This is a genomic window from Cupriavidus pinatubonensis, assembly GCF_019602855.1.
Taxonomy (GTDB): domain Bacteria; phylum Pseudomonadota; class Gammaproteobacteria; order Burkholderiales; family Burkholderiaceae; genus Cupriavidus; species Cupriavidus pinatubonensis.
This window is the reverse complement of sequence record NZ_CP080767.1, coordinates 2,178,182-2,193,486: the sequence shown is the minus strand read 5'-3', so window position 1 is coordinate 2,193,486 and position 15,305 is coordinate 2,178,182. Positions and strand designations below refer to the sequence as shown.

The window sequence follows — 15,305 nt, the reverse complement described above, 5'->3', positions numbered from 1 at the left end:
ATGGCCGGCGCAGTTTCGGGCCGCCTTGGGCGGCAGGGTGGGGCCCACCACAAGTTCGACGCCACCGGCGAAGCCGTATGGGTGCGCTTCACGCTGATCACCGTGGCGGTGTTGTTCCTTACGCTGTTCCTGTTCGTGCCGCTCGCATCGGTCTTCTACGAGGCGCTGCGCAAGGGCGTAGAGACTTACTGGGAAGCGCTGATCGAGCCGGACGCGCTGTCTGCAATCGAGCTCACGCTGACGGTGGCCGCGATTGCCGTGCCGCTGAACTTGGTGTTCGGCGTGGCTGCAGCATGGGCCATCGCCAAGTTCGAGTTCCCGGGCAAGAGCCTGCTGACCACGCTGATCGACCTGCCGTTCTCGGTGTCGCCGGTGATCTCGGGCCTGGTCTATGTGCTGATGTTCGGCGCGCAGGGCTGGTTTGGTCCGTGGCTGGAGGCGCATGACATCAAGATCATGTTTGCGGTGCCCGGCATCGTGCTGGCCACGATCTTCGTCACCTTCCCGTTCGTGGCGCGCGAGCTGATTCCGTTGATGCAGGCGCAGGGCAGTGAGGAGGAAGAAGCCGCCATCGTGCTGGGTGCGTCGGGCTGGCAGACCTTCTGGCACATCACGCTGCCGAATATCCGCTGGGGCCTGCTGTACGGCGTGATTCTGTGTAACGCCCGTGCGATGGGCGAGTTCGGCGCGGTATCGGTCGTATCGGGCCATATTCGTGGCCTGACCAACACCATGCCGCTGCACGTGGAGATCCTCTACAACGAGTACAACTTCGCTGCGGCATTCGCGGTCGCATCGCTGCTGACGCTGCTGGCCCTGGTCACGCTGGGCATCAAGACGCTGGTCGAACTGCGCGCCCGCAAGGAAAACGAAGACGCTGCCACGGAACTTCCGCTGGCTGCATTGCAAGGACAGGCATCATGAGCATTCAGGTCAAGAACGTAGAGAAGCGCTTTGGCGATTTTGTCGCGCTGGACAACGTCTCGCTGGACTTCGAAGAGGGCGAGCTGACCGCGCTGCTCGGGCCATCGGGCTGCGGCAAGACCACGCTGCTGCGCATTATCGCGGGCCTGGAGCGCGCCGATGCGGGCCAGATCGTGCTGGCCGGGCGCGATGCCTCCGAGCAGCATGTGCGGCAGCGCCAGGTCGGCTTCGTGTTCCAGCACTATGCGCTGTTCAAGCACATGAGCGTGTTCGAGAACGTGGCGTTCGGCCTGCGCGTGAAGCCGCGCAACGAGCGCCCGAGCGAAGCGAAGATCCGCGAGAAGGTGAAGTCGCTACTGGAACTCGTCCAGCTCGACTGGCTGGCCGACCGCTATCCCGCGCAGCTTTCGGGTGGCCAGCGCCAGCGTATTGCGCTGGCCCGTGCGCTTGCCGTGGAGCCGCGCGTGCTGCTGCTCGACGAGCCGTTCGGCGCGCTCGACGCCAAGGTGCGCAAGGAACTGCGCCGCTGGCTGCGCCGCCTGCACGACGAACTGCACGTGACCAGCGTGTTCGTGACGCACGACCAGGAAGAGGCGCTCGAAGTGGCTGACCAGGTGGTGCTGATGAATCGCGGGCATGTCGAGCAGTTCGGCTCGCCGGAAGCGGTCTACAACCATCCGGCTACGCCGTTCGTGTTCGGCTTCCTCGGCAACGTCAACCTGTTCCATGGCCGCCTGGAAGTGGGCGAGAGCGGCGGCCTGTTGCATACCGGCGAAGCGGTGCTGCCGGTCGTGGGCAGCGGCCATGAGACCGCCGGCGATGCGGTGGCCTATGTGCGGCCGCACGACCTTGATCTCGAACGCTATGCGCCAGGCACCGACGGCATCGCCGTCACGTTGCGCCGCGCATTGACGCTGGGCCCGGTGGCCCAGCTCGAACTCGAGCGCGAGGACAACCAGGACGTGATCGAAGTGGCGCTGCCGCTCGAGCGCTTCCGCCACGCGGGCTTCCGCGAAGGCGAACTGCTGGCGGTGCGTCCGCGCCAGCTGCGTGTCTTCACCCAGCACACACAACAACAATCGAACGCGCGCGCCAACGGCGCGACGTCAAGCCGGCAAGGGGCAGTGCGATGAATTTTCAGCAACTCCGATCGATCCGCGAGGCGGTACGCCGCCAGTTCAACCTGACCGAAGTCGCCAACGCGCTGTACACCTCGCAGCCGGGCGTGTCGCGCCAGATCCGCGAACTCGAAGAAGAGCTCGGCGTGGAGATCTTCGAGCGTTACGGCAAGCGCCTGACCGGGCTGACCGAACCGGGCCGCGAGATCGTGCGCATCGTCGAGCGCCTGTTGCTCGAGGCCGAGAACCTGCGCCAGGCCGGCGACGAATTTGCGGGCCGCCACACTGGCCGCCTGACGGTGGCCACGACGCACACGCAGGCACGCTATGCGTTGCCGAAGGTGGTGCAGTCGTTCCGTCGCGAGTATCCGCACGTCACGCTCGCGCTGCAGGAGGCGTCGCCCACGCACATCGTCGAACTGCTGCTGACGGGGCAGGCCGACATCGGCATCGCGACCGAGGCGCTTGCCACCGAGGCCGGGCTGACCTCGTTTGACGCCTACACATGGCAGCACGTGCTGGTGGTCTCGCCCGATCATCCGCTGACGCTCGTGCCGGAGCCGACGCTGGAAGACCTGGCCGGTTTCCCCCTGATCACGTATGACGCCGGCTTCACCGGCCGCCGCAAGATCGATGGTGCCTTTGCCGAGGCCGGCCTGCAGCCCGAAATCGTGCTGACGGCGCTGGATGCGGACGTCATCAAGACCTATGCCGAGCTCGAACTTGGCGTCGGCATCATTGCCTCGATGGCCTACGACGACCGCAAGGATTCGGGCCTGGTGCGGATTTCCGCCGACCATCTTTTCGACTCCAACACCACGAGCGTCGCAGTGCGCCGTGGCTCATACCTGCGCGGCTATGCGCACGCCTTCATCAACATGTTCGCGCCGCACCTGTCACGCGATACGGTCTCCAGCGCGCTGGGCGAAAGCGACACGCGGCAGGCCCTGGCCGCGTGATTGCGCGCCGGCTACCCGGCCGGCCTTGCCTCGCTGCCCCATCCGGGCAGCCCCATCTGTGCAGGCAGCGGCGCATGCCGCTGTCCATCCCGTCCCGGCGCGGTTCGCGCCGCGCGCCCGCCGTTCGTCGCACGATACTTTTCTTTCCGGCCCAAGGCATCGTAAAGTGCCTGCACGTGCGGGAGACGTCGACTGAGAAGCGACTCTCCGTTCCATGCTGCAGCGCAACAGAGACTGCGCGCGATGCCATTGACAAGTGAGAGAGACATGAGAACGGGTGGCTCAGGCGGGGCAGGAACCGTATGCTTGCGGATCACCGCACATTGCGTAAGGCATAGGGCACGCTAACATGAACGCCATGGAACGCTGTATCTCTGCTGCCATCCCGTCCCGGCTGACAATCCTTGGGCGTGACCTGCTCTTTGTGCTTTGCATGAACACGGTGATCGCGGTCAGCCTGAACTACGGCTTCCAGACCGGAGGCACGCTGTGGCACAACTTTGTCTACAGCCACCTGATCGGCATATCGATCTGGATGCTGATCGATATTCCGCGCGTGATGATTTGGTGGAACGATCGCCCGCGCCGCTGGCCGTTCCTGTTCCTGGCCGCGGCAGCCGTGCCTATGGGCGTGGTTCTGGGCAGCTGGGCCACGCGCGAGGTACTGAACCTGCCGCCAAAGCTGTCCGCTGAAACCGGCGATATGCTGCGCATGTGCCTGGTGGTGGGCATGCTGGCGTCCGCCAGCATGATCTATTTCTACTGGTCACGCGAAAAGCTGGCTTATCTCGAACGCCAGGCCGCGCTGGACGCCCTCCAGCGCGAAGAAGCCGAGAAGCAACTCGTGCGCGCTCAGCTGATGGCACTCCAGGCACAGATCGAACCGCATTTCCTGTTCAACTCGCTGGCCAATCTCGACGGGCTCATTGCCACGGACCCGCGCGCGGCACGCAAGCTGCTGCAACGGCTGATCGGCTTCCTGCGCACCTCGCTGTCGCATACGCGGGCCGAGCAATGCACGCTGCGCCAGGAGTTCGAGTTGCTGCGCAGCTATCTCGATATCCAGGGCATGCGCTTCGGCACGCGCCTTGGCTACGACTTCGACCTGCCTGCCGAGCTGGCCGGTGTGGAGATTCCGCCGATGCTGATCCAGCCGCTGGTGGAGAATGCGGTCACGCATGGCATCGAGCCGTGCATGCGAGGTGGCCACATTACGCTGTCGGCGCGCGCGGCTGGCGAAGACGCGGTACAGGTCATCATCGCCGATACCGGCGTCGGCTTCGGCCATGGATCGGGCAAGGGCTCTGGCCTCGGCCTGACCCACGTGCGCGAACGGCTCGCGCGCATCTTTGGCGCGGCGGCCAGCATGCAGATGGAAGAAAACACGCCGCGCGGCGTGGTCGTGCGTCTGACGCTGCCGATGACTCGCCATACCGAAGTGCCAATGCCGGCGCCGGCTGCTCCTCCGGTGCCCGCCACGCCTGCCGGTGCTACACCGGCCATGCCTCGCCTCGGATGATCTGAAACGCCCTGCCTGCTGACATCGATCACGCCCCTGATCCCTGCCATGACTCCGACCCTGCTGATTGCCGATGATGAACCCCTGCTGGCCCGCGTGCTGGAATCCGAGCTGAGCGCGCTGTGGCCGGAAGCCAGCGTGGTCAGCGTGGTGCACGATGGCGTCGCTGCGCTGGAAGCCGCACGGCAACAACAGCCGACCGTGGTGTTCCTCGACATCCGCATGCCCGGTATGAGCGGCATGGACGTGGCCCGCGAACTGGTCGAGTTCGATGACCCGCCGCTTGTGGTATTCGTGACGGCCTACGACCAGTTCGCGCTGGAGGCGTTCGAACGCGCCGCCGTGGACTACGTGCTCAAGCCCGTGCAGCACGAGCGGCTGGAGGCAACGGTTTCGCGGCTGAAGGCGCGGCTGGCGGCGGCACAGGCCGATGCGGAGCCGAGCACCGCCCAAATCGACAACGACCGGCTGGCTCAACTGCTTAACCGGCTGGATGCGCTGGAGAATCCAACAGCCGCCCGTGCCGCGACAGGGCAGCAGGGCAGTTACCTGCGCTTCATCAAGGCGCTGGTCGGACAGGAGGTCCGCATCATCCCGGTCGATGAGGTGATTTACCTGGAAGCGACCGACAAGTACGTCAACGTCGTGTCTACCGGTGGCGAGGCGTTGATCCGCACCAGCCTGCGCGAACTGGCGCAGCAGTTGGATCCCGAGCGCTTCTGGCAGATCCACCGCGGTACCGTGGTCAATATCACATGCGTCGCCAGCGCTGTCCCGCAGTCGCTCGGCCGCGTGTCGCTGCGCCTGCGAGATCGGCCGGAATCGCTGCCCGTGGCCCGGCAGTACGCCTACCTGTTCAAGCAGATGTAGTTGGCTCCGGCGTTGCGGCGGCGGCTGCACCGGGACGCAGTCGCTTGCGGTTTTCCACTATGATGCGAGCTTCGGTGCGCGTTTTTGCATGCCCTCGCTTGCAGGGCTGCGGCGCGCGTGCCTGGCTCCATCCCGCGAATCCGCCGCCATGACTACCGCCGCTTTCGATCCCAGCCGCAATACGCTCCGCCATGATGCCCAGGTGATCGGGCTGGTAGGGCTGGCGCACGGGGTTTCCCACTTCTATCACCTGTTGCTCGCGCCGCTGTTCCCATGGATCAAGGCGGAGTTCGGGCTGAGCTATGCCGAGCTCGGGCTGCTGATGACGGTCTTCTTTGCTGTGTCGGCAGTGGTGCAGACGGCGTCAGGCTTCGTGGTGGATCGCATAGGCGCCCGGCCGGTGCTGTTTGGCGGTCTGGCCTTCCTGGGTGCGGCGGCCTTGCTGCTGTCGACGAGCACCGGCTATGCGATGCTGCTGTTCGGCGCCGGCGTGGCGGGACTAGGCAACGGCGTGTTCCATCCGGCCGATTTCACGCTGCTGAACAAGCATGTGTCGCAGCCCCGGCTAGGCCATGCGTTCTCGGTGCACGGCATCTCGGGCAACCTGGGCTGGGCGGCCGCACCGGTATTCCTGGTAACCATTGCCAACCTGGCGACATGGCGCGTGGCGCTGGCCGCTGCTTCGGTGGTGGCCTTCAGCGTGCTGGCGGTGTTGCTGGTGCTGCGCCATGTGCTCGACCCGCGCGAACTGGGCAGTGCGGTCGGCCGTCCCAAGGCCGCGCAGTCCGGCGCCGGCGGCAGCCTGCTGGGTTTCCTGAAACTGCCGCAGGTCTGGGTATGCTGGGCCTTCTTCCTGCTGACCACGTTCTCGGCCGCCGGCATCCAGAGCTTCGCACCGACGGCGCTGACGCAGCTCTACGGCATTCCGTTTACGCTCGCGACGGCGTCCTACACCATCTACATGCTCTGCAGCGCGGGCGGCATGGTGGTCGGCGGGTTTGCCGCGACACGCACGAGCAACCATGACAGGCTGATCGCGCTGAGCTTCACGGTATCGGGCCTGATGGCCGTGCTGGTGGGCCTGAATGTTGCACCGGGCCTGTTGGTGCCGGTGCTGCTGGGCGTGGTCGGCTTTGGCGCGGGCACGGCGGGTCCGTCGCGCGACCTGCTCGTGCGTGCTGCGGCCCCGGCCGGGGCTACCGGGCGCGTGTACGGGGTGGTGTATTCGGGCCTGGATATCGGCCTGGCGAGCGGCCCGCTGTTCTTCGGTGCGCTGATGGACGCGCACCTGCCCAACTGGGTGTTCTTCATGATCGGCGGCTTCCAGCTGGTGTCGATCCTGACCGCCGTGACGGTCGGCAACGGCAACCGTTCGCGCCGCGATGCTGGTTCGCAGGCAACGGCGGCCTAGCGCTGACCAGGCGGTACCGAAATTCTTCCTTGCAGGAGTGTTAGATGAAGCATGTCACCACCGATCTTTGCGATGCCAACGAGCCGCGTCTGGCTGACGGCACGCTGCGCGTCATGGCTCCGGTGTTCCGCGCGTTCGGCAAGCAGCAGGCCTTTGCCGGCCCGGCTGCGACGCTGAAGATCTTTGAAGACAACTCGCTCGTGCGCGAGGCGCTGGAATCGCCGGGGCGGGGCCGTGTGCTCGTAGTCGATGGCGGCGGCTCGCTGCGCTGCGCGCTGGTCGGGGGCAACCTCGGTCTGCTGGCCGAGAAGAACGGCTGGGTCGGCATCATCGTCAATGGCTGCGTGCGCGACACGGGCGAGCTGGATGTCTGCGACATCGGCATCCGCGCGCTCGCCGCGCATCCGCAGAAGAGCCAGAAGCGCGGTGCTGGCGAGCGCGACGTGGCAGTGCAGATGCCCGGTGCCGTGGTACGCCCCGGCAACTGGATCTACGTGGATGCCGATGGCGTACTGGTGTCCGAAGAAAAGCTTGGTGCCTGATATGCCAAAGGTTTTTGTCTACGGCACGTTGCGCGCCGGCGAGGTCAACGATCTGAACACTGCTGCACACCGGCACGGCATCGCCGCCCCTACGCTGCTCGGCACGGGGACCATTGCCGGGCGGCTCTATGACTTCGGCACCTATCCGGGGCTGGTGCTCGATTCGACGGCCAGTCCGGCGGTGGGCGATATCTACGACGTGCCTGAGGCGCTGTTGCCGGTCCTCGACGAGATCGAGGAAGTCTATCCGGGCCAGGCCTCGCTGTTTGTCCGGGAAGAACAGGCCGTCCTTCATCAGGGCCAGCCGGTGGATTGCCTGTTGTATCCCGTGGCCGATGCAGCCGTCACGGGACTACCGTGCATCAACAGTGGCGACTGGGTGGCTTACCGCAAGGCGCGAGATACCGCTGCAGCGTGATATCCCTTCTGCTTCTATCCGTCCAAAACGGCGCCCATTCACGGCGCCGTTTTTCATTGTGCGTCCGACAGGAAGGACCACCACATGTGCCCGACAGTATTGACAATCCAATCGGCCTTTTTCTGCTCATATTTCACAATGTGGAAAGATATTTTGAGCCGCAAAATTATAGGGTTGCGGAGCACAACGAGATTTCTCATGATGGAATATTGTGTCCCGTATCGTGAAATAAGCTTGGTAAGCCTTTGATATGCATAGATAAAAAAACTAAGTAGTAGCTGCATTCAAGGCTTGTTGCGACGCGGGACGTTTCCCTACACTCTTATATAAGACAAATGACCTGAGACGTAAAAGACGCGTCACCGCCGACAAGAGCGGACAGGTCAGGCATCACAGGTTTCCTTGCCATCCCCCGTTTGTCGACAGGAGAGTGAACATGAACCGCGAACAACAAATCCAGGCTCTGCAAAAAGATTGGGATACCAATCCACGCTGGAAGGGCATCAAGCGCAACTTCACGGCTGAAGACGTAGTGCGCCTGCGCGGTTCGGTCCAGGTGGAGCACACGCTGGCACGCCGCGGTTCCGAGAAACTGTGGAACTTGCTGCATACAGAGCCGTTCGTGAACTCGCTGGGCGCACTGACCGGCAATCAGGCCATGCAGCAAGTCAAGGCCGGCCTGAAGGCCATTTACCTGTCGGGCTGGCAAGTCGCTGGCGATGCCAATCTCGCCGGCGAGATGTACCCGGACCAGTCGCTGTATCCGGCCAACTCGGTGCCGCAGGTCGTCAAGCGCATCAACAACACGTTCCAGCGCGCCGACCAGATCCAGTGGAGCGAGGGCTCGGGCGACACCGATTTCTTCGCCCCGATCGTGGCTGACGCAGAAGCCGGCTTCGGCGGTGTGCTGAACGCGTTCGAACTGATGAAGTCGATGATCGAAGCGGGCGCAGCCGGCGTGCACTTCGAAGACCAGCTCGCTTCGGTGAAGAAGTGCGGGCACATGGGTGGCAAGGTACTGGTCCCGACTCGGGAAGCCGTGGCCAAGCTGACCGCGGCGCGTCTGGCTGCCGACGTGTCGGGCGTTCCGACATTGGTGATTGCTCGTACCGATGCCGAAGCTGCTGACCTGCTTACCTCGGACGTAGACGACAACGACAAGCCGTTCTGCACTGGCGAGCGCACTGTGGAAGGCTTCTATCGCGTCCGCAACGGCCTGGAGCAGTCGATCTCGCGGGCCCTGGCCTACGCTGAAGTTGCTGATCTGGTGTGGTGCGAAACCGGCAAGCCGGACCTCGAGTTCGCCAAGAAGTTTGCCGAAGCCGTGCACGCCAAGTTCCCGGGCAAGATGCTGGCCTACAACTGCTCGCCGTCGTTCAACTGGAAGAAGAACCTCGACGACGCGACCATCGCCAGGTTCCAAAGGGAGTTGGGCGCGATGGGCTACAAGTTCCAGTTCATCACACTGGCCGGTTTCCACTCGCTGAACTACTCGATGTTTAACCTGGCCTACGGCTACGCCCGCAACCAGATGAGCGCGTTCGTGGAACTGCAGGAAGCCGAGTTCAAGGCAGCCGAGAAAGGCTTCACCGCCGTGAAGCACCAGCGCGAAGTCGGCACCGGCTATTTCGACGCCGTGACACAGGCGATCGAAGGCGGCCAGTCATCGACAACCGCATTGAAGGGATCTACCGAAGACGAGCAGTTCTTCGAAGACAAGAAAGTGGCCTGACTCTCCTGGCCACCGTTTGCTGAAACATAGATCGGGGGGAACCGAGCAGTCTCTAGGTTCAGCAGACCAGGGGGAGCGTGCGACCATCACGCTCCTCTTTTTCAGGCACCGCGCCGTTTCTCTCTCAGGAGGCGGCGCGGTTTTTTTTTGTCTGCTCGGCAGGGCAACTCAAATGTAATTAATTGTCATAATTGGTGGCTATCGCGCATCAACCGTCCCGCCGTGGCATAAAAGTGGAATAAAGTCCGGGTGCCCTGAATGACACATTCAAGGCACATCCGACACACATCCTCTTGCACGCTTGCCGTGCGTTGATCCCGCGACACCATGAAAGCAACTCTTCTCATTGCCCTCGCAGCAGCAGCCGCCGCGACCCTGGCCGGCTGCGCCGGCACCAACCTCGACGGCATGATGGCCGCCGGCAGCAGCCTGGCCAAGGCGGCTACGCTCAGCGACGCCGACGTCAAGAGCCTGTCCGACCAGGCCTGCGCTGAATCCGACAAGACCAACAAGATCGCCGCCTCCGGCAGCACGTATTCCAGACGCCTGGCCAAAGTCATGACGGGTCTGAAGAATTCGGATATGCCCAACGTGAACGCCAGGGTCTACATGACCAAGGACGTCAACGCGTGGGCGATGGCCAACGGTTGCGTGCGCGTGTACAGCGGCTTGATGGACATGATGACCGACGATGAGGTGCGCGGCGTGCTCGGCCACGAGATGGGCCACGTGGCGCTGGGCCACACGAAGAAGGCGATGCAGGTCGCCTACACGGCAACCGCGGCGCGTGGCGTGGCAGCGTCGGCCAGCAGCAGTGCGGTGGCCGCATTGTCGTCGTCGCAACTCGGCGAACTCGGCGAGAAGCTGATCAACGCGCAGTTCTCTCAGTCCCAGGAATCGGCGGCGGACGACTACTCGTTCGACCTGCTGACGAAGAACAAGGCCAGCACAAGTGGGCTGGTAACGGCGTTCCAGAAGCTGGCCAAGCTCGATGGCGGCAAGTCCAGCATGTTCTCGTCGCATCCGGGATCGGATGCGCGCGCCCAGCATATTCAGGAGCGCATCAACAAGGGTGCGTAAGTACGGCGGCCCTGCAACGGCGGGTACGGCAACAACGCCACGCCCGTCCGCTCGCCCGCTTCGAGCTCTACGAGGCAAGACGCCTGGGCCGCAACCGCGTGGTGTGCTTGGCCTGGCGGCACAGCGCCTCAGCGCCTCAATGCAAGATGTGCTGGCTGTCCTTGATTTCCTGCCGGACACGCCGCGCCACCATCAACGGCAGATAGTCGCGGATGCGAGCCTGTGCGCTCAGATCCTCCATCGTGTGTTCGTACATGTCCGCGACCAGCGCTTCCGGGGCGTGGCATTCCTCGGCGATCTTGCGGATCAGTTGCTGCTTGCTGTCTGTCCTTATCATGGCCATTCCTCCGCGACTGCCATCCAGATTAGCAATCTGACTCCGCCGGGCAAGTTCCTTTTTGACTTTGCTGCGGGTGCTTCTTCCCGAACGTCCCCCGCCTGACGCGCAAGTTTCCGCTCCCGCCTTGCATTCGTTAAACAAAGTGACGCGTAGTCATGTCGCGGTAACACTTTGTCACAATAATTTGGCCCTGTTTTCCACCTCTCTTCTGACTTGCGCAATGGCGCAGGATCAGTTCGCAAACACAGCATTGGGGCATTGCAGGTAGCTATGAGTATTCGTCATCGCATTACGCTGTTGATCATGCTGGCGTTCCTGTCGCTGGCCGGTATTGGCGGCTACGCCGTCTATCAGACGCGGGGCAGCGCCGCACAGGTCAAGGAAGTGACGGAAGGCGTCGTGCCGAGCGCGCTGGCGTCTGCCGATGTCGTCGCACTCGTCAAGGATGTGCAGCTTGCGACGATGGCGCTCGTGTATGCGCCCGACGCCGCGCTGGTGGCGCAAAGCCAGGCCGAACTGAAGGACCATCAGGCGGCGTTAAGCATGGCGCTCGCATCCCAGGCGGAGCACGCCCATACGCAGGCTCAGCGCGGACTGGTGGAGCAGGCCAGGGAAAGCTTCGGCAATTACGCCGAGGCCATCCGCGAGACCGCGGAAATGAAAGCCGCTGGCCGCGATGAACTCGCGCAGGCCTTTCTGTTTGCCAACGTGGCGCGCTATCGCGACGAAATGGAAAAGATCGTCCAGACGCTTCGCGTGGAAAAAAACCGCGAGAAAGACGAGGCCATCACCGCACTGAACGGGCTGATGAGTACGACTACCACGGCGATCGGCGTGGTGAGCGGCATCGCAGTGCTGCTACTGGTTGGTGTCGGCATGGTGCTGTATCGCCAGATCGCTCGCCCGCTGACGCGCATGCAGGCAATGATGAGCGAGATTGCGGACAGCCAGGATTTTTCGCGGCGCGTACCGGTCGGCAGCGCGGACGAAATCGGCCGTTCGATCATCGCGTTCAACAGCATGATCGAGAGGATCCAGGAGAACGCGGGCCTGCTGCGCCAGAAGACTACCGACATGCAGGCTATCCTGCAGAACATGCAGCAGGGCATCCTGACCGTGGTGCCGGGCGCCGTTGTTCATCCCGAGTACTCGAAGTTTCTCGAACAGATTCTGGAAACGCACGAGATCGAGGGCCGCCATGTCATGGAGCTGATCGTTGCGCACAGCGATATCAGCGCCGAGCTGGCGTCGCAGGTGGATGCTGCGATTGACGCCTGTCTAGGGCAGGACCTGATGAACTTCGACTTCAACGAGCATCTGCTCGTGAAGGAAGTCACGCGCCGCATGCCGGACGGGAGCGTGAAAGTGCTGGACCTGAGCTGGTCGCCGATCACCGACGAGCACGACAACATCGTGCGGCTGATGCTGTGCCTGCGCGATGTCACGCAACTGCGCAAGCTTGCCGCCGAAGCGAGCGAACAGAAGCAGGATCTCGAGATCATCGGCGAAATCCTCGCGGTGAACGAGGCATCGTTCAGCCGCTTCATGGAAAGCGCGGTCGGGTTTGCGCGCGAGAACGAGCGCATCCTGCGCCAGAACGTGCAGGCGGACATCGACGCGGTCAACGCGTTGTTCCGCAATATGCATACCGTGAAGGGCAATGCGCGCACGCACCAGTTCCGCCATATTGCCGAAGTCGCGCACGAGATCGAACAGTCTTACGACTCGCTGCGCAGCGCCGCCGCCCAGGGCAACTGGGACAAGGACCGCCTGCTCGACGAACTTGAGCGCGTGCATGACGCGCTGGGCCGTTATGCAATGATCAGCGAATCGCGGCTCGGGCGCAGCATGCAGGGCGGTGGTTCGGCGGTGGGCATGCCGTCTGCCGATGAAGAAGCCATCCGCGCGACGCTGGCGCTCGTGGAGCAATCTGATCCGACCAGCCTGCGCGAACTGGCTGCCATGCGTGATGCCGTGCACCGCAACCTGAGCTGCCTTGGGACAGTCAGCGTCGATCATGCGCTGTCGGGCGTGATCGACTCCCTGCCGTCGCTGGCCACGGAACTCGGCAAGGCCGCGCCGGCTGTACAGGTCAATGGTGGCGGCCAACGCGTAGTGGCGAAGGCCGGCGCCGTGCTCACGGATGTCTTTACCCACCTGTTTCGCAATGCGCTCGACCACGGCATCGAGCAGCCCGACGTGCGCCGGCTGGAGGGCAAGCCGGCTGCAGGCCGGATCACGGTCGATGTGATCACGGACGAACAGGGCCTGCGGGTAACGCTAGCCGATGACGGTCGCGGGCTCAGCCTTGGGCGCATCCGCAGCATTGCCATCGCGCGCGGTTGGTTGCAAGCCAATCAGGCGTGCAGCGATGCGGAGCTTGCGCAGTTCATCTTCCGCGCCGGGTTTTCCACGGCGCAGAACGTGACGGCTGTTTCGGGTCGCGGTGTCGGCATGGAGGCGGTGCTGGCCTTCCTGCAGCGCGAGGGCGGCAACGTGAGCCTGCACTTTACCGACGACAGCGAAGGCGCGACGTTCAGGCTCTTCGAAACCATCGTGCGGCTGCCGCAACGCTACATCGTGGACGCCGCCGGACTTGAGGGCCGGCACCCGCAAGCGGACCGCGCAGCCGTACCGCAGCCGATGGAAGCGTAATCGATCTACGTATCAGTATCAGTGCAATGAGCAGACAGACTTTGACAGAGGGATCCGCCGGCCGTGCCGGCACGTGGGCCGCGCGATGCAAGACATGGTTCGGTGAAAGGCGCACCGTGCGCGCCACGGCAGCGCAGCCGGTGGTTGAGCCGCCGGTGTGGCACGACGATGGCGAGCGCGAGCGGCGCGAGGCTGCCGAACAGCGCGTGGCGCAGCTCGAGCAGGAACTTGCGCAGAGCCGGGAGGCTTTGACGGAGCAGTCCCGGCAGGCACGCCAGGCAGCCGAGGCGCTGCGCGGCGCGCAAGAGGCCGCGCGCAACGGGGCTGCGCATGCCGCCCGTATCGCTGCCGAAACGAACCGCCTGCGCGGCCTGGCCACGACCTTCGAGCGCTGGCACGAGCAGATGATCGCGCTGATGGCGCAGAACCGCGAGATGCACACCAAGAATGCGGAGCTCGCTTCTATCGTGCGACACGTGGTCATTGTCTCGCTGAACGCTTCGATCGAAGCCGCGCATGCCGGGCAGTTCGGCCGCGGCTTTGCGATCGTCGCTGGCGAAGTCAGGACGCTCGCGGCCCGGTCGGAAGCGCTGGCGCGCGGCTTCGGCGAATGCCTGCACAAGAACGACCTGTCCACCGCAGCGACGTTCCAGGATATCCAGGCCGGCGGCAAGATGATTACCGCATCGCTGAGCCAGGTCGAGTCGCTGGCCGGCCAACTCGTTTCCCTGTCTGGCAGGGCCGGGTCGTGATCAGCGCGAACGCAAGCGACAGCTTCGACCGGATCCTCCAGCACGCCGTGCGCAGCCGGCTGGTGATGGATGCCGCCGACCACTGCAACGTGGCGCGCGTCAGCACGGAAACCATGGAGACCGACGCGGATATCGTCACGTTCACGATTTCGGGCCTCGCGTTTCGGTTGCTGCTCCTGCTGCACCTGCCGGCGCGTGCACAGACGCGCCAGTACTTCGTGCGTGATACGGCCAGCGTGACGCCGCTGGAAGGCTTCCTGGAAATCGGCAATCTTTGCTGCGGCGCCATCAGCCAGGTGCTGTCCGCGTATTTCCCGGATCTGGGTATGTCCACGCCCTACGTGCTTGGCGCGCATTGCCTGTCGTACGTCGATGCGCTCGGCCCCCAAATGCTGGCCACCTATGCGGTGGTCATCAACGATGGGGTGCAGGTGGGTGTGACGCTGGCGGTGTGTGCCAATGGTCCGCTCGACTTCCAGGCCGAAGTCGCGGCGGAGACCGAGAGTGGCGGCGAGCTGGAATTGTTTTGACACGAAAATTGATACGAAAGTTGATGCAAAGGAAAGCGAGGCAATAAATGGGGAAGATTCTCGTAGTAGACGACTCGAGCACCGTGCGGGACGAGGTCGCCGGATTCCTGCGGCGCAATGGCCTGGATGTCGAGACTGCGGTGGACGGCAAGGACGGCCTCGCGAAGCTGCGTGGCCGTCAGGACATTCGCCTGGTGGTCAGTGATATCAATATGCCCGAGATGGATGGCCTGACCATGGTGGAAAAGATCCGCGGCGAACTGAAGAACGCCGGTGTCAACATCATCATGCTGACCACGGAAAGCAGCCCGGCCATGAAGGAACGCGGCAAGGCAGCCGGCGTGCGCGGCTGGATCGTCAAGCCGTTCAAGGGCGACGCCGTGCTTGAGACGTTCCGCAAGCTCGCGGCCTGAGCCAGAACGGCAGGGGCAGGACCGGGCCGTTGGCCTCGGTCC

15 protein-coding genes are annotated in these 15,305 nt (G+C 63.8%); 14 read left to right on the top strand and 1 reads right to left on the bottom strand.

The features are described 5' to 3' along the window. The 10 genes from cysW (at position 1) to loiP (ending at position 10,573) form a co-directional block, all read left to right on the top strand. Positions 1-924, top strand: coding sequence for a sulfate ABC transporter permease subunit CysW (gene cysW / locus K2O51_RS22615; RefSeq protein WP_140949697.1), 924 nt, complete (start codon positions 1-3; stop codon positions 922-924). Next, a complete protein-coding gene (locus K2O51_RS22610; RefSeq protein WP_011298130.1) occupies positions 921-2,057 on the top strand; it encodes a sulfate/molybdate ABC transporter ATP-binding protein in 1,137 nt (378 codons plus the stop codon). Before cysW ends, K2O51_RS22610 begins: the two co-directional genes overlap by 4 nt. Beyond that, positions 2,054-3,001, top strand: coding sequence for a CysB family HTH-type transcriptional regulator (locus tag K2O51_RS22605; protein ID WP_220630747.1), 948 nt, complete (start codon positions 2,054-2,056; stop codon positions 2,999-3,001). The genes K2O51_RS22610 and K2O51_RS22605 overlap by 4 nt, the downstream gene beginning before the upstream one ends. Positions 3,002-3,350: 349 nt before the next feature. After that, complete coding sequence (locus K2O51_RS22600; RefSeq protein ID WP_011298128.1) at positions 3,351-4,520, top strand: sensor histidine kinase; 1,170 nt, start codon at positions 3,351-3,353, stop codon at positions 4,518-4,520. 48 nt (positions 4,521-4,568) lie between these two features. Next, the gene (locus K2O51_RS22595; RefSeq protein ID WP_011298127.1) at positions 4,569-5,390 is read left to right on the top strand and encodes a LytR/AlgR family response regulator transcription factor; all 822 of its coding nucleotides are present in this window, start codon (positions 4,569-4,571) and stop codon (positions 5,388-5,390) included. A gap of 148 nt (positions 5,391-5,538) precedes the next feature. After that, a complete protein-coding gene (locus tag K2O51_RS22590) occupies positions 5,539-6,801 on the top strand; it encodes an MFS transporter (RefSeq protein ID WP_041679636.1) in 1,263 nt (420 codons plus the stop codon). Between the two features lie 44 nt (positions 6,802-6,845). Next, positions 6,846-7,343, top strand: a complete 498-nt coding sequence (gene rraA / locus K2O51_RS22585; RefSeq protein ID WP_140949700.1) for a ribonuclease E activity regulator RraA — start codon at positions 6,846-6,848, stop codon at positions 7,341-7,343. Position 7,344: 1 nt separating this feature from the next. Then, positions 7,345-7,761, top strand: coding sequence for a gamma-glutamylcyclotransferase family protein (locus tag K2O51_RS22580; RefSeq protein ID WP_140949702.1), 417 nt, complete (start codon positions 7,345-7,347; stop codon positions 7,759-7,761). Positions 7,762-8,197: 436 nt separating this feature from the next. After that, the gene (gene aceA / locus K2O51_RS22575; RefSeq protein ID WP_011298123.1) at positions 8,198-9,493 is read left to right on the top strand and encodes an isocitrate lyase; all 1,296 of its coding nucleotides are present in this window, start codon (positions 8,198-8,200) and stop codon (positions 9,491-9,493) included. Between the two features lie 327 nt (positions 9,494-9,820). Further along, positions 9,821-10,573, top strand: coding sequence for a metalloprotease LoiP (gene loiP, locus K2O51_RS22570; protein ID WP_011298122.1), 753 nt, complete (start codon positions 9,821-9,823; stop codon positions 10,571-10,573). 136 nt (positions 10,574-10,709) lie between these two features. On the opposite strand, the gene K2O51_RS22565 is transcribed toward loiP, so the two are convergent. Next, complete coding sequence (locus K2O51_RS22565; protein WP_220630746.1) at positions 10,710-10,910, bottom strand: DUF3562 domain-containing protein; 201 nt, start codon at positions 10,908-10,910, stop codon at positions 10,710-10,712. Between the two features lie 273 nt (positions 10,911-11,183). Between K2O51_RS22565 and K2O51_RS22560 the strand changes: the two genes are divergently transcribed. The 4 genes from K2O51_RS22560 to K2O51_RS22545 are packed head-to-tail and all read left to right on the top strand — an operon-like array spanning position 11,184 to position 15,263. Beyond that, positions 11,184-13,568: a HAMP domain-containing protein gene (locus tag K2O51_RS22560; protein WP_220630745.1), complete on the top strand. Its 2,385-nt coding sequence runs from the start codon at positions 11,184-11,186 to the stop codon at positions 13,566-13,568. Positions 13,569-13,609: 41 nt separating this feature from the next. Further along, the gene (locus K2O51_RS22555) at positions 13,610-14,320 is read left to right on the top strand and encodes a methyl-accepting chemotaxis protein (protein ID WP_245001867.1); all 711 of its coding nucleotides are present in this window, start codon (positions 13,610-13,612) and stop codon (positions 14,318-14,320) included. Next, positions 14,317-14,850 (top strand): hypothetical protein, encoded by a 534-nt coding sequence (locus tag K2O51_RS22550; RefSeq protein ID WP_220630744.1) that lies wholly within the window; start codon positions 14,317-14,319, stop codon positions 14,848-14,850. The genes K2O51_RS22555 and K2O51_RS22550 overlap by 4 nt, the downstream gene beginning before the upstream one ends. Before the next feature lie 47 nt (positions 14,851-14,897). Beyond that, positions 14,898-15,263, top strand: a complete 366-nt coding sequence (locus tag K2O51_RS22545) for a response regulator (RefSeq protein WP_011298117.1) — start codon at positions 14,898-14,900, stop codon at positions 15,261-15,263. The last annotated feature ends 42 nt before the right edge of the window (positions 15,264-15,305 follow it).